The sequence below is a fragment of the Pseudomonas sp. TWRC1-2 genome, assembly GCF_049896685.1.
In the GTDB taxonomy this organism is placed as follows: domain Bacteria; phylum Pseudomonadota; class Gammaproteobacteria; order Pseudomonadales; family Pseudomonadaceae; genus Aquipseudomonas.
Genome location: NZ_JAFCUU010000002.1, coordinates 1 through 19,797, shown reverse-complemented (window position 1 = coordinate 19,797; position 19,797 = coordinate 1). Strand labels below are relative to the sequence as shown.

Here is a 19,797-nt window from a genome sequence, read left to right as displayed (position 1 = left end):
CCGTGCGGATTTGTTGAACATCCGTTTCTCTGCCTCGGCCCTATCAATCAAGACGGCCGCATTTATTCAGTCGTCGCTGCCTATTAGAAAAAAGCCTGCCGTGAATACCTTGCCGAGCGGAGAGACGCCTGATGAACGACCTACCTGCAGTCAACCCAGCAATTCAGCCTTTGGCTTTTGAGCCGTCATTCGAACAGATTCCCGATGATGAAGCGCAGACCAGCAAGGAGCTGGCCGAAGCGCTGCACGGCATCATGGAAACGACCTTTCGCGACAGTGGCCACGCCACTCGCAGTGTCCACGCCAAGGCCCATGGCCTGCTGCGCGGGCACATCAGCGTGCTGGAGAACCTGCCCGCCACACTGGCCCAGGGCGCGTTTGCTAAACCGGTGAGGTTGCCGGTGTACCTGCGCTTTTCGACCAACCCGGGCGATATTCTCGATGACAAGGTGTCCACGCCCCGCGGGCTGGCAATCAAGATCGTCGGCGTGGACGGCCCGCGATTGCCGGGCAGTGATGGCGAGGTCACCCAGGATTTCGTCATGCAAAACGCCAAGGCCTTCACGGCCGCGACGCCCAAGGCTTTTTTGAAAACCCTGAAATTGTTGGCCAAGACCACTGACAAAGCGCCGGGCATGAAAAAAGCCTTCTCGGCGCTGCTGCGAGGCGTGGAAGCCACCCTTGAATCCATGGGCGGCGAAAGCGGCACGCTGAAAAGCCTCGGCGGCCATCCGCAGACCCATATTCTTGGCGAGAGCTTTTCCAGCGTGGTGCCGATGCTCTATGGCCCTTACTACGCCAAAGTCGCTGTGGTGCCGGTATCGTCCAACCTGACGGCATTGACCGACTTGCACGTGGACTTTGGCGACAACCCCGACGGCCTGCGCGCAGCCGTCGAGGCTTATTTTGCCCAGAGCGGCGGCACCTGGGAGGTGCGCGTGCAATTGGCCACTGACCTGGAAAAAATGCCCATCGAAGATGCCTCCGTGCAATGGCCCGAGGACCTCAGCCCGTACGTGACCGTGGCGCGCATCGACCTCGAACCCCAGGCGGCCTGGAGCCCTGAAAACGTCCAGAAAATCGACGACGGCATGGCCTTCAGCCCGTGGCACGGGCTGGCGGCGCATCGCCCGTTGGGCGGAGTAATGCGCGTGCGTAAACCGGCTTACGAGATGTCGTCCGGGTTCAGGGCTGAGCACAACGGGTGCCCGATCCACGAACCGCGGCCGTCAATCACGCCATAAAGGTTGGTGGTCGTCATCCAGCGTCCAGTGGGGTTGGCGGGGTTCCAGACACACCCCGCCAACCCAACGCGTATGGCTGGCATGGTCCAGCCAATAGGCGTCGGCGTTCAGCACCGCCTGCCCCAGTGGGGTCAGTGCGAGTGGGGGACGCGGCCAATCGTGCTCGGTTGCAGTTTCGACCAGTAACGGCGCGTCACCATCGATCAACGGGCGCAACAACGCATGGAACATCATGTCGCCCAGAAACGGCAGCGGCTCACGCTTGCCCATCAGTTCTGCGAACATCCGGCCAAAGGGCACGGGCCCGGCTTCGGCGATGTACTGCAGGGACAAGCGTTCGGTGAGTGACAAACCATCTCGCATGCCTGGCAGCTCCTGCAATTGACGCCTCAGCGCGGGCGCGAGCAAGGGCAGGGCGCGGTGGTTGCCGTGAGCCAGTTGCGCCCAGTCGACCGGCGAGGGATTGCAATAAGCCGACCAGGCCTGCTTTGCCAGCTGCACGGCCTTATCGTCGATCAACCGGCGCTGTGGCCATAACCACGCGAGGACGTCGGGTGCCAGTTGGCCAATGCCGATAAACCGCTCGACGCCGGGAATGCGGTGCACTTCGATCAGCTCAAGCTTGCGCGGTGCCTGCTCAAGCCCGGCCAACGCACGGATCAGGAACAGCTGGTCATAGGCATCCGCCTCGCACCACAGCACGCTGTGATCGGCGTCGGCCAAGACCTCAAGCTGGTGGTATTCATCACTGATGCGCCGCGCGGCTTCGGTGGGGTCCAGGGCGAACGCCTGGCTGATAAACGCGCTGCGCATCGCACGGAACGCGTCGCCGGGGAGGTCACGCACCGGCCCCATGCACAGCGGGTCGGTGAGCATCTGGAACTGGCCTTTGAACCCCGCCACCTGCAGGGTGTGGGCAATGTCGCTGCCGCAACGCCAGTGGGTGGTGCGGGCTTCATCGCTGGCCTCAAATGCGGGGTGGCGGGCGGCGAAGTCGAGGGCGTCGACATGCGCCTTGAGCTTGGGCCAACTGCTGAACCCCAGTTGCCGGGCGACGTGCCATTGGGCCTGGGACAACGTGGCGGTGGGGTCCTGGCTTTTCAGGCGCGGCAACAGTTCCTTGGCGCGCTTGCGCTGCTGCTCAAGGTTAAGACGGCCATCGGTGTTGGAGGATACAGGGCGTTGCGACATACGATCTCCTTGCACATACCTTTTCCGCTTTAAGGTTGGGAGTCGTAGAAATGAAATGCAGCGTGAGTGTCTTGGGCGCAGCCCTTTCCGCGGAAGGTGGCGTAGAGAGCGCCAGGCGGGAAATATAGGCAGCATTGGCGCTCAGTGCAACCCTGCACGTGTGGGAACGGGCCTGCCCGCGACAGCGCGGTGTCAGTCAGCCAATGTGCTGACGGCACCACCGCCTTCGCGGGCAAGCCCGCTCCCACCTTTTTGTTGTGTTGCTCTTACTTGTCCTTGCGCGCATCCATGGTCTTTTGATGCTCGGCCAGGAACGGCTGCTCCGCCGGATCAAAACGGTCGATCCCGGCGGTGAAGCGATGCCAGTACGGATACAACGGCTGTCGCCGCGTCACCGCCTCGATGCGTGAAGACTGTTCTTCGGTGAGTTTCAGTTCGGTAGCCGCCAGGTTGTCGCGCAAGTGTGCTTCGGTGCGGGCGCCGACGATCAGCGAGGTAATGCCCGGGCGATCCTTGAGCCACGCAAGGCAAGTGCGCGCCACCGATACACCGTGCTCGTCGCCTACGGCGGCGAGGGTTTCGATGATATCCAGCGCGCGTTCCTGGTCATGCACATAGGGTTCCGGCCAGTCACTGCCTTGGCGGGTAGTGGCCGGTGGTTTGTGCCCGCGCCGCGTCGAACCGGTCAGCAGGCCTTCGCCCATCGGGCCCCATACCAGCGTGCCGACGGACTGGTCGAGCGCCAGCGGCAGCAGTTCATATTCGGCTTCGCGCGATTCCGGCGTGTAGTAAATCTGCTGGGTGATGGGCTTGAGCATGCCGTGCAGCTCGGCCTTGCCCAGGGTTTTCATCATTTGCCAGGCCGTGAAGTTGCTGGTGCCGAAGTAGCGGATCTTCCCCGAACCGACCAACAGGCGCAGCGCTTCGAGGGTTTCCTCGATGGGCGTCATGCCGTCCCAATTGTGCAATTGGTACAGGTCGATGTGGTCGGTGCCCAGGCGCTTCAAGCTGGCTTCGCAGGCGCGGATCAAGTGGTAGCGCGAGGAACCGGAGTTGTTCGGGTTCTTGTCCACCGGGCTGCGGCCCTTGGTGGCCAACAGGATGTCGTGGCGCTTGTCGCCCAAGGCCTTGCCCACCACTTCTTCGGCCAGGCCGTGGGAGTAGAGGTCGGCGGTGTCGACCATATTCACGCCGGCGTCGAACGCGATGTCGAACATGCGCTTGGCCTGCGGCACGTCCACCGCGCCGCACTTTTCAAACTCGGCGCGGCCGCCGAAGGGCACGGTGCCCAGGATGATTTCGGACACCAGCAGGCCTGAATGGCCCAGTTGTCGGTATTGCATGTCGCCTCCTGTTTACATTGCACGTGAAGGTGTGAACGACATGAACGGCGATAGTTTGAATTTTTTCATGAAATCTTCGTGCACCTGCCGCACCATTGCGCCCAACAGGATTTAAGAGGAACACCGCGTCCATGAGCGCACTGATAGAAACCCGCGCCCTCACGCGCGTGGACGAGCGTCGCCAAATGGCCTTGCTTGAGCCGACAGACTTTACCCTGAACAGCGCCGACCGCGTGTCGATCACCGGTTCCTCCGGCTCCGGCAAAAGTGTGTTCCTGCGTGCGCTGGCGCTGCTGGATGCGCCCACCGCGGGGCAGATTCTGTGGAATGGCCAGCCCGTTGCCAATGCCGAAATTCCCCATTACCGCAGCCACATCAGCTACCTCTCGCAACGCCCTGCGCTGCTTGAGGGCACGGTGCAAGACAACCTGCGTTTCCCGTTCAGCCTCAAGACGTTGCGCAAGCGCCGCTTCGACCTGCAGGCGGTCACCACGCTGCTCGGGCATGCCGGGAAAACGGCGGACTTTCTGCACAAAAATGCCGGTGACCTGTCGGGCGGTGAAGCCCAGGTGGTCGCGTTGATCCGCACGCTGCAACTCAACCCCGAGGTGCTGTTGCTCGACGAACCCACAGCGGCCCTTGATCCTACGTCGTCCCGTGATGTGGAAGCGCTGATCGACGCCTGGTTTGCCGGCGACACCTCGCGTGCTTTCATCTGGGTGTCCCACGACCTCGACCAGGCCCAACGCATGAGCGCCATCCACCTGCAGATGAGCGCCGGCGTGCTGAGCGCAGTGGCCCAACCATGAATTATCAAAACCTCACCGCGCTGGACATGGGCATCGCCGCCTCGCTGATCCTGATCAACGGCGCGCTGTCTTTGCTGTTGCGCCTGGGCCTGGGTCGCCAGTTGCTGTGGGCGGCGGTGCGCACGGTGGTGCAGTTGTTGGCCATCGGTTATCTGCTGGGCTGGGTGTTCGAGTTTGCCTACTGGTACGTGGTGCTGCCGCTGATGTGCGCGATGACCTTGATCGCCGGCCTGTCGGCGGCCGGGCGTGGGCGCAGAACTTATCGCGGGCAACGGGTCGACAGCATCCTGTCGGTGTGGGGCAGCTCCTGGCTGGTCACGGCGGTGGGTTTGTTTGCGGTGATCCGCATCCACCCGTGGTACGAGCCGCAGTATGCGATCCCGATTCTGGGGATGATCCTTGGCAATACCCTGACCGGCGTGTCACTGGGCATCGAGCGCATGACCCAGGAACTGACCTCGGGGCGCAACACCATCGAGATGATCCTGGCGTTGGGCGGTTCGCGCTGGGAAGCCGCGCAGGAAGCCATCCGCCAGGCAGTACGCGCCGGGATGATCCCGACGCTGAACCAGATGACGGTGGTTGGCATCGTCAGTCTGCCCGGCATGATGACCGGCCAGGTACTGGCGGGAGAGAGCCCGGTGGACGCGGTGCGGTATCAGATCGTGATCATGTTTCTGATCGCCGCGTCGTCGGCGCTGGGCACGGTAGGTGCGGTGTTGCTCACCTATAGGCGGCTGTTTTCCACCCACCACCGGTTTTTGCGCGACCGGCTGCAAGAGCGCTGACACAGCAGCCAGCACCGCCCAAATGTGGGCGCTGGCTTGCCTGCGATAACGGTGTATCAGTCGCCGAATAAGCTGACTGAACCACCGCTATCACAGCCTCGCTGAAGCCCGACAGCTCCTCCAGGATTTGGCGGGAAGGGCTCAATCCAGATCCGCCACACCAAAGTCCAGCACCACCTTCATTGCCTGGGTCTTGTCCGCCGTCAGCTCAAATGCCTGCACCGCATCACCGAACGGCACGGTGTGGGAGAACATCGCCTCGAAACTGGGCGAGTTCACCACCATGCTCGCGCTGGTGTCTGCCGGGTTGGGCGTCGGGGTGTTGCCACAACAGGCGGCGCGCGCGCTGCCGGCCAATTGCGTGTCGCGTCACCTCGAACTGGGGGCGTATGAGGCCAGCACCGGACTGGCTTGGACCGAGCTGGGCAGCGCGGTGAAGATCACGCTGTTCAGCCTGATCATGGAATTATTCGCGCAGTGATTGTTTCGTCCGGTGAAATGCTGGATTGTAAATCCTGATGATTCCCGCGATCAGCGCAGCGGTGGAACATGCGGGGCGTCGATACCTCATCCTTGGAGCCTTTCATGTCCCAGCCTGCAATCAAACTGTATGGTTTCCCGCTGTCCGGCCACTCCCATCGGGTGGAGCTGATGTTGTCGCTGCTGGGGCTGCCCCGCGAGTTTATTCTGGTAGACCTCAAGCAGGGCGCGCAGAAGTCCCCGGACTTTATGGCCCGCCTCAACCACTTCGGCCAGGTGCCGGTGATCGATGACAATGGCACGGTGTTGGCCGATTCCAATGCGATCCTGGTCTACCTCGCGAACACCTACGGCGACGGCCAATGGCTGCCGAGTGATCCTGCCGGCCAGGCGCGCGTGCAGCGCTGGCTGTCGGCCGCTGCCGGTCAACTTCACGCCGGGCCGGCGGCCGCGCGACTGGCCGTGGTGTTTGGCGCCGAGGTCGATACCGTCAGCGCCATCAGTCGCTCGCACGCCCTGCTGAGGCTGGTGGAGCAGCAACTGGGCCAGAGCCGCTTCCTGGCCAGCGAGCAGCCGAGTATTGCCGATATTGCCTTCTACACCTACGTCGCCCACGCGCCGGAAGGCAATGTGTCGCTGGGCGACTACCCTCAGGTACGCGCCTGGCTCGCCAGCATCGAGGCCTTGCCAGGCTTTGTCGGCATGCCGCGCACGGCAGTGGGGCTGCAAACGCCGTAAATGATCTGTGGCCAGAAGAGTGAGCGCCGATGGACCGATTTCATGAAATGCAGGTATTTCTCGCGGTCGCCGAGGAGGCGGGCTTCGCCGCTGCCGCACGCCGCCTGAAAACCTCGCCGCCCAGCGTGACCCGGGCCATTGCCGCCATGGAACAACGCATCGGCACGCAACTGCTGGCGCGCACCACGCGCAGCCTGCACCTGACCGAAGCCGGCCAGCGCTACCTGGAAGATTGCCGACGCATCCTCGCCGAACTGAACGAGGCCGAGGACGCGGCGGCAGGCAGTTATTCCATCCCGCGCGGTCACCTGACGCTCACCGCGCCCGTGCTGTTTGGCGAGTTGTATGTGGCGCCGGTGCTGGGCGATTACCTGGACCGTTTTCCGCAGGTGAACATCAACGCTTTGCTGGTCGACCGAGTGGTGAACATGGTCGATGAAGGCGTGGAGGTGGCCGTGCGCATCGGCCATCTGCACGAGCCGGGGCAGCAGGCAATCAAGGTGGGTGAAGTGCGCCGCGTAGTGTGTGCTGCGCCAGGGTATCTCGACCAGCACGGCAGGCCGGCGCGGCCAGAGCAACTGCGTGAAGCGAAGATTGTCACGTCGTCCTCCAGCCAGTTGGTGAGCGAGTGGCGGTTTGTCGAGGGCGGCCAACCGCTGACCGTGCCTATCGAGCCGCGTCTGGTGGTCACGGCCAATAACGCGGCGATCAACCTGGCGCGGTTGGGTTGGGGCATGACGCGGGTGCTGTCCTATCAAGTCGCGGCGGCGGTGGCGGCGGGGGAGCTGGAGATTGTGCTGGAGGATTTCGAGCCGGCGCCGCTGCCGATCCAGGTGGTGTTCCAGAAGAGCGCGCGGGTACCGGCCAAAATTCATACCTTTGTCGACTTTCTCACTCAGCGCCTCGGGCAGGATGCGGCCCTGAACCCGGTGCTAAGGCGGCGCAGCTGATGCAGCGTTATAGCGACATGCGGCTGTTTGCGGCGCTCGCCGGGCAACCGAGCCTGGCCTCGGCGGCCCGTCACGCACATGTCTCCAACCCGACGCTGATGCGTGCGATTGCGCGTGTGGAGGCGCGCCTGCACGCGCAGTTGCTGCAACGCAGTACGCGAGGTGTGAGCCTGACCGACGCGGGCAGCGCCTACCTGGCCGACTGCGTGCGCCTGCTGGCGGCGGTGGACGCCGCCGAAGCCTCGGCCCAGGGTTTGCACGCGCAGCCTCAGGGCAACCTGCAAGTTTTTCTGCCGTTTCTGTTCAGCCGCTACGTCATGGCGCCGGTGTTGGCTGGCTATATGGAGCGTTACCCCGACGTGCGTCTCGTTGCCCGCTATCACGACTATTACCCCAACCTGCATGAAGAGGGGCTGGACGTGGCAATCCTGGTCGGTGAACTGCCCAGTTCGTCACTGATCGCCCGCAGGGTAGGGCAGGTGCGCCCGATTCTCTGCGCCAGCCCCGACTACCTGGCCGCTCACGGCGAGCCGGCGCATCCTGACGACCTCAAGCAGCATCGCCTGATCGCCAGTGCCGATCAGGTTGACTGGGGCTTCAAAGGCGGCTCATTGAAGGCGCGCGCACGCTTGAGTTGCACCACGGTGCAAGGCGCGATCAATGCCGCTGTACACGGTGCGGGGCTGATTCGCTGCCTCAGCTACCCGGTGCATGAACAGTTGGCGAGCGGCCAGTTGCGTCGCCTGCTACCGGCCTTTGAACCGCCGGCGCTGGCGGTGCACGTGGTGTACCGCGAAGGCCGCAACGCGCCGATGCGCGTGCGCAGTTTTGTCGATCACTGCGTGGCAGCGCTGCGTGACCATCCGGCGTTTCAGTTGGCGTAATGCTGGATTGCCAAGCGTGGGCATTCTCTCGATGGGCGACAGAGCGCAGCATTCACCCATCCAACACTGAGGTGTGCGCCATGAACCTGATCGAACCCTCCCCCTGGCATGCCGGCGAGCGGCAGATGCAGCAAAGCGCCGGCGTTGCCGAGCGCATGGCAGTCGTGGGGCCCAAGGTGATCCGCGACCATTTGCCGGAGCAGCATCGGGATTTTTATCCGCTGTTGCCCTACTTGATGCTCGCGGTGGTGGATGCGCAAGGCATCCCTTGGGCGACGCTGCTCGAAGGCGCGCCGGGGTTTGCTCATTCACCCGACCCGCACACCTTGCAGATCGACAGCTTGCCGTCCAAAGGCGACCCGGCGCTGGCTGCGTTACACCGCGGTGCGTCCGTGGGCCTGCTGGGCATCGACCTCACTACCCGCCGCCGCAACCGCATGAACGGGCGCGTGGGCAGCCTTGGTCACGCTGGCTTTTCGGTCGAGGTGGTGCACACGTTCGGCAACTGCCCCAAGTACATTCAACAACGCCCGGTCGAGGGCATCGCGCGCCAACCCGGCACCTTGGTCGAGCCCTTGAACGGCCTGGATGACGCCGCGCAACACCTGATCCGTAACGCTGACACCTTCTTTGTCGCAAGCTACGTTGACGAGGAGGGCGCACGCTCGGTGGACATCTCCCATCGCGGCGGCAACACCGGCTTCGTGCGCGTCGACGGCAATGTGCTGACCATTCCCGACTTCGCCGGCAATCTGTTCTTCAACACCCTGGGCAACCTGTCGGCCAACCCTGTGGCGGGGCTGTTGTTTATCGATTTCGAATCGGGCGACGTGCTGCAGATTGCCGGGCGCACCGCGCTGATCCTCAGCGGCCCCGAAGTGGCCATGTTCGACGGTGCGCAGCGTTTATGGACGCTGACCGTGGAGCATGCGGTACGGCGCCCGGCAGCGTTGGCGTTGCGCTGGCAGTTTGCCGAGTTCTCGCCGTTCAGCCTGGCGATGGGCCGTTGGCTGTGATTTGCAGGGCGGCCGGAGTGGTTGTCACAAGCCGGCCAAGCGCATGCTTCGGCATGGCGCTGGTGGGTGATGAGCTGTACATCGGCAACGCTGACGCGGTGGTCAAGGTGGCGTTACCTCGGGCCAGACCCACATAGACGCCACGCCGGTAAAGGTCACCGGGCTGCCGGCCGGGATCAACCATTACTGGACCAAAAACCTGCTGGCCAACCCGGACGGCACGCGGCTCTATGTGACGGTGGGCTCCAACAGCAATCTCGGTGAAAATGTCCTCGACGCCGAAGAACGCCGCGCCGCCATCTGGAAGCCTGGCTCCACCCAACTGTGGACAGTGGTCAACGAGCGTGACGAAATCGGCAGCCACCAGGTGCCCGATTACCAACGGCGTTCGCCGATGGCGTGTTTGTCGGTGAACAGGGTTCGTGGAACCGCAACCCGCAGGCCGGTTACGAGGCGCGTTGCTGGTGGCAGACGATGTGGGCAACAAGGTGTGGCGGGTGGCACAGCGCACCCCTTGAACGCTGCACGAAGGATGTGGCTAGCCCACATCCAAACCCGCTTTATTTTGCCGTCGCCAGCACCGGCGTATCCCCCCACGCGCCACCCAGCGCCGTATACAGATTTACCTCCGCCACCAACTGTGCCAGCCGGTCGACAATCAGCGCTTGTTGCGAACTGAACAACGAGCGCTGTGCATCGAGGAACGTCAGGTTGCTGTCCACGCCGCTGCGGTAGCGGTGTTGGGCCAGGTCGTAATAGGCCTGGTTGGACGCGACGAAATCGCGTTGTGCATCCAGCTGGTCATTAAAGGTCTGGCGGGCGGCGAGGCCGTCGGCGACTTCCTGAAAAGCCGTCTGGATCGACTTTTCGTACTGGGCCACGGTGATGTCCTTTTGCAGTTTTGCGTAGTCGAGACTGGCGCGCAGGCTGCCGGCGTTGAAGATCGGCAGGTTGATCTGCGGCTGGAAGGTCCAGGTGCCCGAGCCGCCCTTGAACAACCCCGACAGTTGCGTGCTGGTGCTGCCGGCGTTGGCCGTGAGGGTCACCGATGGAAAGAACGCCGCGCGCGCCGCGCCGATATTGGCATTGGCGGCCTGCAACTGATATTCGGCCTGGAGGATATCCGGGCGCCGTTGCAGCAAGTCGGACGGCAACCCTGCGGGCACGCGCGCCACCAGTTCATCGGCGAGCGGACGCGCCGGCAAATGCTCATCCACCGGCGCGCCCACCAGCAGGGCGAGGTTGTTCAGGTCCTGGGCAACCTGGCGTTCATAACGGGCCACGCTCGCACGCGTGCTCTCCACCGCGGTGCGTGCTTGCACCACGTCCAGCGCCGAGGCTTTGCCCGCGCTTTTGCTGCGGCTGGTGAGCTGCCAGCTGTGGTCGTCGGCATCCAGGGTTTGCTGGGCCAGGGCCAGCAGTTCCTGGTCGGCGCGCCAGGTCAGGTACGCATTGGCGACGTTGGCCACCAGGCTCAACTGCGCGCTGCGTCGCGCCTCTTCGGTGCCCAGGTACGTGAGCATCGCCTGCTCGCTGAGGCTGCGCACACGGCCGAACAAATCCAGTTCATAAGCGCTGAGCCCCAACGTGGCGGAATAATTGGAGGTAATCGCAGACTTGCCGGTGCCGGTCACATCGCCCGGCAACTTCTGGCGTTTGCCGGCGCCTGTGGCGGATAGGGCCGGGAACAGGTCCGCACGCTGGATGCGGTACTGCGCCTGGAACGCCTCCACATTCAGCGCCGCAACGCGCAGGTCGCGGTTGTTGAGCAGCGCGTTGGCGATCAACTGCTGCAAGGCCGGGTCGTGGAACACCTGCTGCCAGTCCTGGGTTATCGCCACGGTGCCCGATTGCGCCAGACGGTAGACCCCGCTTTGCGGGTACTGCGCCGGCACAGGCGGCGCCGGCCGCTGGTACTCGGGGATCAGCGAGCAACCGCCGAGCATCCAGGCCACGCCTAGCGTTGTGAGCATCCCTTTGTTCATCAGGCGCCAACCATCCATTTGGCCAGGCCATGTCGGCCACTGACGCCCAACTTGGCTGCGGCGCGTTTGAGGTAGGTTTCGATCGAGCTGTTTTTCACGCTGAGTTTTTCCGCCATTTGCGGCACGGTGCCGCCGGTCAACAGGCCCAGGCACACTTCCTGCTCGCGCGCTGAGAGGGTGATATCGCTTAAGGACAAACGCTTGTAGAACTCGCGCTGCAACTGCGACTGCTCCAGCGGGTTGTGCGCCGGCTCGATCTCGGTATGCGGTGCCTGGCGCAGGATTTGCGCGTGCCGCTCCATCAACGGCAGCAGGGTGTCCGACAGGCACTTGAGGAACGACAACTGCGCCAGGGAAAACCCCGGCTGCGTCGGCGGGCGATAGAACGAAATCACGCAGCGTCGATTGCCCTGGCGCGACACCAGGTTGCACTGGTGTGAACTGCCGCGCGGGTGCGCGCTGTTGGCCTTGGCCTTCATTTGAATCAACAGCGGGTCCTGCATGCGCAGCATTTGCCGCAGCAGCGGGTGGTCTTTGATGGGGTGCAGGGTCTGCGGCGCAGACAGGTCATTTTTAACGCCGGCGCTGCCCAGGAGCTTGATCTCGCGCACGCTGTCGCGCAGCTCGTCGAGGGTCCATTCACTGAGGTCCACCAGATGAATCGGCACCCACTTGTCCACGAGGTGCAACATGTTGGCGGCGAAGTGCTGGTGGCCGCTGCTTGAAATCAACTCACCCATTTCGGCGTAGAAATGCGGGCTCTGTGTGTCGCCAATACTGCGGGTCAGACTCATAGCCATCTCATCCTTGATGTCGAAAACCGTCGACGGGGCGCCCTGGGTTTGTGAGGCGCGGTCCGTGCTCCTTGAACGTAATTCGGCGTTCGAGATTTTATTTAGCCATAGGGATTTGTCCTACGTATGCAGCGGAAACGAGGGACACAACCTGCCATAAAAACCACGTCATTAATTCGACGTTTCTGACAGCTCATTCCGCCCACGAAAAACCGCCTATGCTTTTTAGATTTAATTAACATGCTGATTTATATGAAAAATATGTTTATTTAAAAAATTCTTTTAAGCATTGGTAGCGGCCACAAATAGCCAATTTCCTACAAGCGTTTAATCGATTCAGCAATGAACCCTCAGTCAAGGCCGTTTTGCGCCTTTGTGGTGTCCGGGTTTCGGGTGACAGACAGGCCCGACCCCCCATGCTCAAATCCGGCAATTTCGGCGAAATGGGCCCTCGCGCGGCCAGTGCCTGACCTCCCATGAGAAGGATCTTATGACGCATCTCACCCGCCAGCCGGCCAGCTTCCCCCTCACCGCTGCCCAACAAGACATTTGGCTCGACCAACTGCGTGTGGGCGACTCACCGCTGTACAACATCGGCGGCTATGTCGATTTCGCCGGGCCGGTGGTCCCCGATTTGATCCAGCGCGCCGTCGAGCGGCTGGTGGCCAAACACGATGCATTGCGCACCCAGCTGCATAGCGACGACCAGGGTCTGCCTCGGCAAACCTTCGTCCCTGCGATGGCCGTGGAAGTGGGACGGTACGATTACTCTGCGCTGCCCGACCCGCAGGCCGCGACCCAGGCATTGATGCAGGCGCAAATGGCCCGCCCGTATGCCATGAGCGGTGAACCGTTGTTTCGGTTTTTCCTGGTCAAACTCGACGATGATCACTACCGCCTGGGAACCCAGGCTCACCACCTGATCCTCGACGGCTGGGGCTTTGGCCAGATGCTGCAATCCCTGGCGCGGCTGTACAGCGACCTGGAGCAAGGTCGGCAACCGGAGCCACTGGCGCCGTCCTATATCGACTTCATCGACACCGACCAGCGCTACCTGCAATCGGCGCGTTATGCCCGTGACCGTGCCTATTGGCTGGACAAATACCAGGTGCTGCCCGCGCCGCTGTTGACGCCTCGGCACAACGCCCAGGCGCCGAGCAATACGCTGGTGCAAGCGTTTCCGGTGGCGCTGCTCAACCGCATGGAACAAGTGGCCAACCGTTATCAGGCCTCGGCCTTTCATGTGTTGCTGGCGGCGATGTACGTGTATTTCACCCGCACCAGCCAACGCGATGAGTGGGTAGTGGGGGTGCCGATTCTCAACCGCTCGAACGCGCGTTTTCGGTCTACCGTGGGTTTGTTCACCCAGGTGAGTGCGGTGCGTTTTCAGTTCAGCGAGCAGTTGCCATTCAGCGCCTTGGTGCGTGGCATACGTGACCAGCTCAAACAGGATTTCCGTCATCAACGCTTCCCGTTGAGCGAGATGAACCGTGAGCTGGGTCTGCGGCGTACAGATCGCGGCCAGTTGTTCGACCTGTCGGTGTCTTTCGAGCAGGACGACCACGACCTGCGTTACGGTCAGGTCCAGGCCCGCGCGGTCAAGGTTTCCAACCATCATGAGCCGCTGCCGATTGCCATCCACCTGCGCAGCAACCGTTACCAGGACACCGCGTGCCTGCATTGTGTGTACAACGAGGCGTATTTCCAGCACGACGACGTGAAAGCGATGGCGCAGCGCTTTACCTGGCTGCTGGAGCAGGGCCTGGAAGACACCGAGCTGAGCGTGGCTGAGTTGTCGCTGGTCACGCCGGCCGAACAGGCCCAATTGCTGCGTTGGAATGCCACCGCACAACCCGCCACCGAACCGCAAACCCTGCACGCGCGCATAGAGGCGCAAGCCGCACGCACGCCGCAGGCCATCGCGGCGGTGCACCAGGGCCAGCAGCTGACTTACGCCCAGCTCGATCAACAGGCCAATGCGCTGGCCTGGCAGTTGCTCGAACACGGCGTGCAGTTGGACGATCGCGTGGCGATTGTGGCCCGGCGTGGCCTGGACACCTTGGTGGGGTTGTTGGCGATCCTCAAATCCGGCGCCTGTTATGTCCCCGTGGACCCGGCTCATCCTGCCGAACGCCTGAACTACCTGTTGCACGACAGTGCGCCCGTGGCGGTGCTGACCCAGCAGGATTTGCTGCATCGCCTGCCTTTGCTGGACGTGCCGGTCATCCGCCTGGAGTACCCGGCCGTGCACCTGGGCGACAGCCCGCGGGTCGCCGCCGCGCCGTCGAACCTGGCCTACGTGATTTACACCTCCGGCTCCACCGGGCAGCCCAAGGGCGTAATGGTCGAGCACCATACGGTGGCGAACCTGGTGGACTGGCATTGCCGGGCGTTCGACCTGCGCGCCGGCAGCCACACGGCCAGCGTGGCCGGCTTCGGGTTTGATGCGATGGCCTGGGAAGTCTGGCCCGCGCTGTGTGTGGGCGCGACGCTGCACCTGCCGCCGGCACAGGATGACGCGCAGGACATCGATGCATTGCTCAACTGGTGGCGCGCGCAGCCGTTGCAGGTGTGCTTTTTGCCGACGCCGGTGGCCGAGTACGCCTTCAGCCAGCGCCTGGAACACCCTACATTGCGTACATTGCTGATCGGCGGCGACCGGCTACGCTCGTTCAGCCGAACGCAGACGTTCGAGGTGATCAACAACTACGGGCCCACCGAAGCCACGGTGGTCGCCACCTCCGGGCGTGTCGAAGTGAGCCGGCCGCTGCATATCGGCGCACCGGTCGCCAACGCCTGCGTTTACTTGCTTGATGAGCAGCAACGCCCGGTGCCCATCGGTGTGGCGGGGGAGTTGTACGTCGGCGGCAAGGGCGTGGCGCGCGGTTATCTCAACCGTCCGCAACTGACTGGCGAACGCTTTCTCGATGATCCCTTCAGCGACGGCCGGATGTACCGCACTGGCGACCTGGCCCGTTGGCTGCCCGACGGCAATCTCGAGTACCTGGGCCGCAATGACGATCAGGTGAAAATCCGCGGCGTGCGTATCGAGTTGGGGGAAATCGAATCCGCGCTGGCCACGCACCCGGCCGTGATGGAAGCCGCGGTGCTGTTCCGTGAGGGGCAATTGCTCGCGTGGTATGTCGAACGCGCCAGCGTCACCGTCGAATCGCTGCGTGCCCACCTGCAAGCCTCGTTGCCTGACTACATGCTGCCGGCGGCCTACGTGAAGCTGGAGGCTTTCCCCCTCACCGCCAACGGCAAGCTCGACCGCAAGGCCTTGCCGGCGCCCACACAAGCGGCTTTTGTGACGCGGTTGTTTGAGGCGCCACGCGAAGGCGTGGAAACCACTCTGGCGCAGATCTGGACGCAATTGCTGCACGTGCAGCAGGTAGGGCGCCATGATCATTTCTTCGAGCTGGGCGGGCACTCGCTGCTGGCGGTGCAACTGGTGCAACGCATGCGTGATGCCGGGTTGCGCGCCGACGTGCAGGTGTTGTTCGGCCAGCCCACCCTGGCAGCGTTGGCGGCGGCCAGTGCCGGCAGCGACAGACAGGTGCCGGCTAACCGCATCCCGTCGGGCTGCACGCACATCACGCCAGACATGCTCGCGCTGGCCGAACTGGATCAGCCCGGCATTGATCGCATCGTCGCCGGCATTCCGGGAGGGGCGGCCAATGTGCAGGAAATCTACCCGCTGGCGCCGTTGCAGGAAGGCTTGCTTTACCACCACCTCACCGACGAACGCGATCCCTATCAGCAACATGCGCTGTTCAGTTTCGCCAGTCGCGCGCAGCTCGACGCGTTTGCCCAGGCGTTGCAACAGGTGATCAACCGTCACGATATCCTGCGTACCAGCCTGGCTTGGGATGCCCTGGAACAGCCCATGCAAGTGGTGTGGCGCGACGCACAATTGCGGGTTCAACCCCTGCGCGAACAGCATCAGCCGCTGGACTTGCGCCAGGCGCCGCTGATGGCCCTGGATTACGCCGAAGAGCCGCATAACCGGCGCTGGGTTGCCAAGCTGCGTTTCCATCACTTGGTCAACGACGCCACCTCGACCACCGTGCTGGTGGACGAAATCCGCGCGCACCTGCTTGGGGAGCAGGCGCAACTGCCGGTGCCGGTGCCGTATCGCAATGTGGTCGCACAGACCCGGGCGCCGGAACGACAGGCCGCCCACGAGGCGTTCTTCCGCGAGCGCCTGGCGGATGTCGACGAGCCGACCCTGGCGTTCGGCTTGCAGGAGCGGCAGGCAGACCGCGCTGAAATCGAGGAGTCCGAACAGCCCCTCGGCGACGCGCTCAACCAACGCCTGCGGGCCCAGGCGCGTGCCCTTGGCGTCAGCGCTGCCAGCCTGTTTCATCTGGCTTGGGCGCATGTGCTCAGCCGTGTCGCGGGCCGCGATGACGTGGTGTTCGGCACCGTGCTGCTCGGCCGTTTGCAAGCCGGCGAGGGCGCCGATCGCGCGCTGGGCATGTTCATCAATACCTTGCCGTTGCGCGTGCGCCTGGCCGGGCAAACCGTGCTCGATGCGCTCAATGACACCCACACCCAGCTCAGCGCCTTGTTGGCCCATGAACAGGCCTCGCTCGCCTTGGCCCAGCGTTGCAGCAGTGCGTCGCCGCTGTTCAACAGCCTGCTCAACTACCGTCACACCGACGCTGACCCACGCCTGAACCTGGTACCGGGCATTGCGTTGCTCAGCAGTGAAGACATCCTCAGTTACCCGTTGATGCTCACCGTTGACGACGTTGCCAGCGGCTTTCGGCTCAAGGCCAAGGCGCCGCGCAAGGTCGGCGCCCAGCGGCTGTTGGCATACCTCGACACGACCCTGCACGGCTTGGCCGACGCACTCGAACACGCACCGGCCACGCCATTGCGCACGGTGCCGGTGCTGCCTGCCAGCGAGCTGCACCGGCTGTTGGTGGACCTCAACGCCACCGAAACCGGCTACCCCGAAACCCTGACCGTGCAGGCGCTGTTTGAAGCCCACGCGCGGCACATTCCCCATGCCATCGCGGTACAGGCCGGCGAGCGGCAACTGACCTACGGCGAGCTCAATGAGCGCGCGAATCAGCTGGCCTTCCACCTGCGTGAACGCGGGGTCGAGCCGGATTCGCGGGTGGCGCTGTGTGTCGAGCGCGGGCTGGACCTGGTGGTGGGTTTGCTGGCGATTCTCAAGGCGGGCGGCGCCTATGTGCCGCTCGACCCGGGCTATCCGCGCGAGCGCCTGGCCTACATGCTCAACGACAGCCAACCGGTGGCCCTGCTGGTGCACGCCGCCACCCGCGACTTGCCGGGCGCGGTGTCTGTCCCGGTGATCGACGTTGACCAGAACGTCTGGAGCCAGGCGCCCAGCGGCAATCCGTCGGTGCCCGGCTTGAGCGTCGCCAACCTGGCCTACGTGATGTACACCTCGGGTTCCACCGGCACGCCCAAAGGCGTGATGATCGAACATCGCGGCCTGGGCAACCTGATGCACTGGGGCTCCCGGCTGTGCCCGAATGCCGAAGGCGGCGCGTTGCTGCAACGTGCGCCGTTCAGCTTCGACGGCTCGGTGTGGGAGTTGTTCTGGCCACTGGCCAACGGCATGCGCCTGGTACTTGCGCGGCCCGACGGCCACCGTGAACCGGCTTATTTGGCGCAAGTGATTCGCGAGCAGCAGATCACGGTGATCAAGTTCGTGCCGGCGATGTTGCAGCAGTTTCTCGAGCTGGAAGAGTCGGCATTGTGCACCAGCCTCACCGACGTGCTTTGCGGCGGTGGCGAACTCACCGAAGCCCTGGCCCGTGGCGTGCAGGCGCGCCTGCCCAAGGTGCGTTTGCATAACGTCTACGGGCCCACCGAAGCCACGGTGGACAGCAGCGCGTGGACGTTGGAACCCGGCGATCCGGTGCCGGCCTTGCAGCTGCCGATTGGCCGTGCGATCAACAACACGCGCCTGTATGTGCTGGACGAACACGATGCGCCGGTGCCGATGGGCGTCAGTGGCCAGCTGCATATCGGCGGCGTTGGCGTAGCCCGGGGTTATCTGGGGCTGGAGCAGATGACGGCCGAGCGCTTTATCGACAGCCCGTTCGTGGCGGGTGACCGGCTGTACCGCACGGGCGATCTGGTGCGTTACTTGCCGGACGGCAATCTGGAATTTCTGGGGCGCAATGACTTTCAGGTCAAGCTGCGCGGGGTGCGCCTGGAGCTGGGGGAGATCGAGTCACGCCTGGCGGCGCATCCGGCGCTGCACGAGGTGGCGGTGCTGATTCGCGATGAGCGGCTGGTGGCCTACTTCACCCTGCGCGCTCAGGCGCCGAGCCTGGAGGCCTTGCGTGCCTACGTGCTGGAGCAATTGCCGGAGTACATGGTGCCGGCGGCTTTTGTGCAGCTTGAGGTATTGCCGCTTAATCCCGCCGGTAAGCTTGACCGCAAGGCGCTGCCTGAGCCGGGGCTGGAGGCGGTGGTCAGCCGTGCGTATGAAGCGCCGGTGGGTGAGGTGGAAACCTTGATGGCGGGGATTTGGGCGCAGGTCTTGAAGCTGGAGCGGGTAGGGCGGCATGACCATTTCTTCGAGCTGGGCGGGCATTCGTTGCTGGCGGTGAGTTTGGTGGCGCGTATGCGCAAGGCGGGGTTGGATGTGGATGCGCGGACGTTGTTCAGTCAGCCGACTTTGGCGCAGCTTGCAGCTTGCACTGCGACACGGGTGGAGTGTGTGGATGTTGTGCAGACGGCTATTCCGCAGCTTGGGCGGCGTCGGCGGATTTGAGGGGTGGGTTTTTTTTGGGGGGGGGGGAGTACATATCCGTTGCTGCGGTAACGGCGGCTGGCGGTTCCGCTCTTACAGCGGGTCACTTTTGGCAAACGCCCCAAAAGTAACCAAAAGGTCTTTGCCCCACCACTCGGCACCTCGCCTGGGCTCGGTGTGCCCTCACTCCGGCTTGAATCCGTGGGCCGCCGCGACGGGCCATCCATGGCCCAACGCGGCTAACCCGGCGTCCTGCCGGGTTACCCACGGATTCAAGCCTGCGTTCGGCCAGCGTGGTTGACGGGGCCTGTCAGATCACAAGCAAGATCAAAAGCAAAAGCACGGCGGCCTGAAAGCCGACCTGAGTGGTAGAAGCAAAAGCAGATCAAAAGCAGAACAACACCACATCAACCTGATGCACAGAGATCCAAATGTGGGAGCGGGCTTGCCCGCGAATGCTGTGTGTCAGCTACACATTAGTTGACTGACCCACCGCCTTCGCGAGCAAGCCCGCTCCTACAATTTGACCGAGTGCAGCCCGCCACCACCGCACTGCTTTGCTTTTCTGTGGGAGCTGGCTTGCCTGCGATGCAGACACCTCGGTGTATCAGGCATAACCAGTCGATGCTATCGCAGGCAAGCCAGCTCCCACATTTGATTGAGTTCAGCTTCCAGAATCAGGTCGGCTGTCAGGCCGCCTCGGCCGCGCTTTTGATTTTGATCTTAGGCGCCCCGTTAAACCACGCTGGCCGAACGCAGGTTTTGGAGCGTGGGTAAACCGGCAGGACGCCGGTTTAGCCGTGTTGGGCCATGGATGGCCCATCGCGGCGGCCCAC

13 protein-coding genes and 2 pseudogenes are annotated in these 19,797 nt (G+C 63.4%); 10 read left to right on the top strand and 5 right to left on the bottom strand.

Features of this window, described 5'->3' with window-relative positions:
* The first annotated feature begins 128 nt into the window (after nt 1-128).
* Nucleotides 129-1,244: a catalase family protein gene (locus tag ACP7B3_RS04430; protein WP_404488452.1), complete on the top strand. Its 1,116-nt coding sequence runs from the start codon at nt 129-131 to the stop codon at nt 1,242-1,244.
* Here the strand turns inward: ACP7B3_RS04430 and ACP7B3_RS04425 are convergent.
* Nucleotides 1,230-2,435 carry a DUF1835 domain-containing protein gene (locus ACP7B3_RS04425; RefSeq protein WP_426178131.1) on the bottom strand — a complete coding sequence of 402 codons (1,206 nt, stop codon included), beginning with the start codon at nt 2,433-2,435 and terminating at the stop codon, nt 1,230-1,232. The genes ACP7B3_RS04430 and ACP7B3_RS04425 overlap by 15 nt on opposite strands.
* 266 nt (nt 2,436-2,701) lie before the next feature.
* A complete protein-coding gene (locus ACP7B3_RS04420; protein WP_242199235.1) occupies nt 2,702-3,778 on the bottom strand; it encodes an aldo/keto reductase in 1,077 nt (358 codons plus the stop codon).
* Nucleotides 3,779-3,909: 131 nt separating this feature from the next.
* Between ACP7B3_RS04420 and ACP7B3_RS04415 the strand changes: the two genes are divergently transcribed.
* Entirely contained in the window at nt 3,910-4,587 is a 678-nt protein-coding gene (locus ACP7B3_RS04415; protein ID WP_426178128.1) for an ABC transporter ATP-binding protein, read from the top strand.
* Nucleotides 4,584-5,375 (top strand): ABC transporter permease, encoded by a 792-nt coding sequence (locus ACP7B3_RS04410; RefSeq protein ID WP_145165900.1) that lies wholly within the window; start codon nt 4,584-4,586, stop codon nt 5,373-5,375. Before ACP7B3_RS04415 ends, ACP7B3_RS04410 begins: the two co-directional genes overlap by 4 nt.
* Before the next feature lie 141 nt (nt 5,376-5,516).
* Here the strand turns inward: ACP7B3_RS04410 and ACP7B3_RS04405 are convergent, their stop codons facing one another.
* Nucleotides 5,517-5,654: a hypothetical protein gene (locus tag ACP7B3_RS04405; protein ID WP_426178653.1), complete on the bottom strand. Its 138-nt coding sequence runs from the start codon at nt 5,652-5,654 to the stop codon at nt 5,517-5,519.
* Here ACP7B3_RS04405 and ACP7B3_RS04400 point away from each other — a divergent pair.
* From ACP7B3_RS04400 to ACP7B3_RS04375, 6 genes and pseudogenes are all read left to right on the top strand, one after another.
* Nucleotides 5,629-5,856: pseudogene (locus ACP7B3_RS04400) on the top strand (LysR family transcriptional regulator); the annotation flags it as partial. The gene ACP7B3_RS04405 and the pseudogene ACP7B3_RS04400 sit on opposite strands and share 26 nt — an antisense overlap.
* Before the next feature lie 104 nt (nt 5,857-5,960).
* Nucleotides 5,961-6,593 (top strand): glutathione S-transferase family protein, encoded by a 633-nt coding sequence (locus tag ACP7B3_RS04395; protein WP_426178126.1) that lies wholly within the window; start codon nt 5,961-5,963, stop codon nt 6,591-6,593.
* Nucleotides 6,594-6,622: 29 nt separating this feature from the next.
* Nucleotides 6,623-7,543 carry a LysR family transcriptional regulator gene (locus tag ACP7B3_RS04390; RefSeq protein WP_426178124.1) on the top strand — a complete coding sequence of 307 codons (921 nt, stop codon included), beginning with the start codon at nt 6,623-6,625 and terminating at the stop codon, nt 7,541-7,543.
* A complete protein-coding gene (locus ACP7B3_RS04385) occupies nt 7,543-8,427 on the top strand; it encodes a LysR family transcriptional regulator (protein ID WP_426178122.1) in 885 nt (294 codons plus the stop codon). Before ACP7B3_RS04390 ends, ACP7B3_RS04385 begins: the two co-directional genes overlap by 1 nt.
* 80 nt (nt 8,428-8,507) lie before the next feature.
* The gene (locus tag ACP7B3_RS04380) at nt 8,508-9,443 is read left to right on the top strand and encodes a pyridoxamine 5'-phosphate oxidase family protein (protein ID WP_426178120.1); all 936 of its coding nucleotides are present in this window, start codon (nt 8,508-8,510) and stop codon (nt 9,441-9,443) included.
* Nucleotides 9,341-9,961, top strand: a pseudogene (locus tag ACP7B3_RS04375) (sorbosone dehydrogenase family protein); the annotation flags it as partial. The gene ACP7B3_RS04380 and the pseudogene ACP7B3_RS04375, both read left to right, overlap by 103 nt.
* Before the next feature lie 42 nt (nt 9,962-10,003).
* Here ACP7B3_RS04375 and adeC read toward each other — a convergent pair.
* Nucleotides 10,004-11,428 carry an AdeC/AdeK/OprM family multidrug efflux complex outer membrane factor gene (gene adeC / locus ACP7B3_RS04370; protein ID WP_426178118.1) on the bottom strand — a complete coding sequence of 475 codons (1,425 nt, stop codon included), beginning with the start codon at nt 11,426-11,428 and terminating at the stop codon, nt 10,004-10,006.
* The gene (locus ACP7B3_RS04365) at nt 11,428-12,222 is read right to left on the bottom strand and encodes a helix-turn-helix transcriptional regulator (protein ID WP_106578919.1); all 795 of its coding nucleotides are present in this window, start codon (nt 12,220-12,222) and stop codon (nt 11,428-11,430) included. Before ACP7B3_RS04365 ends, adeC begins: the two co-directional genes overlap by 1 nt.
* A 490-nt stretch (nt 12,223-12,712) precedes the next feature.
* Between ACP7B3_RS04365 and ACP7B3_RS04360 the strand changes: the two genes are divergently transcribed.
* Entirely contained in the window at nt 12,713-18,982 is a 6,270-nt protein-coding gene (locus ACP7B3_RS04360; protein WP_426178116.1) for an amino acid adenylation domain-containing protein, read from the top strand.
* Nucleotides 18,983-19,797 lie beyond the last annotated feature (815 nt).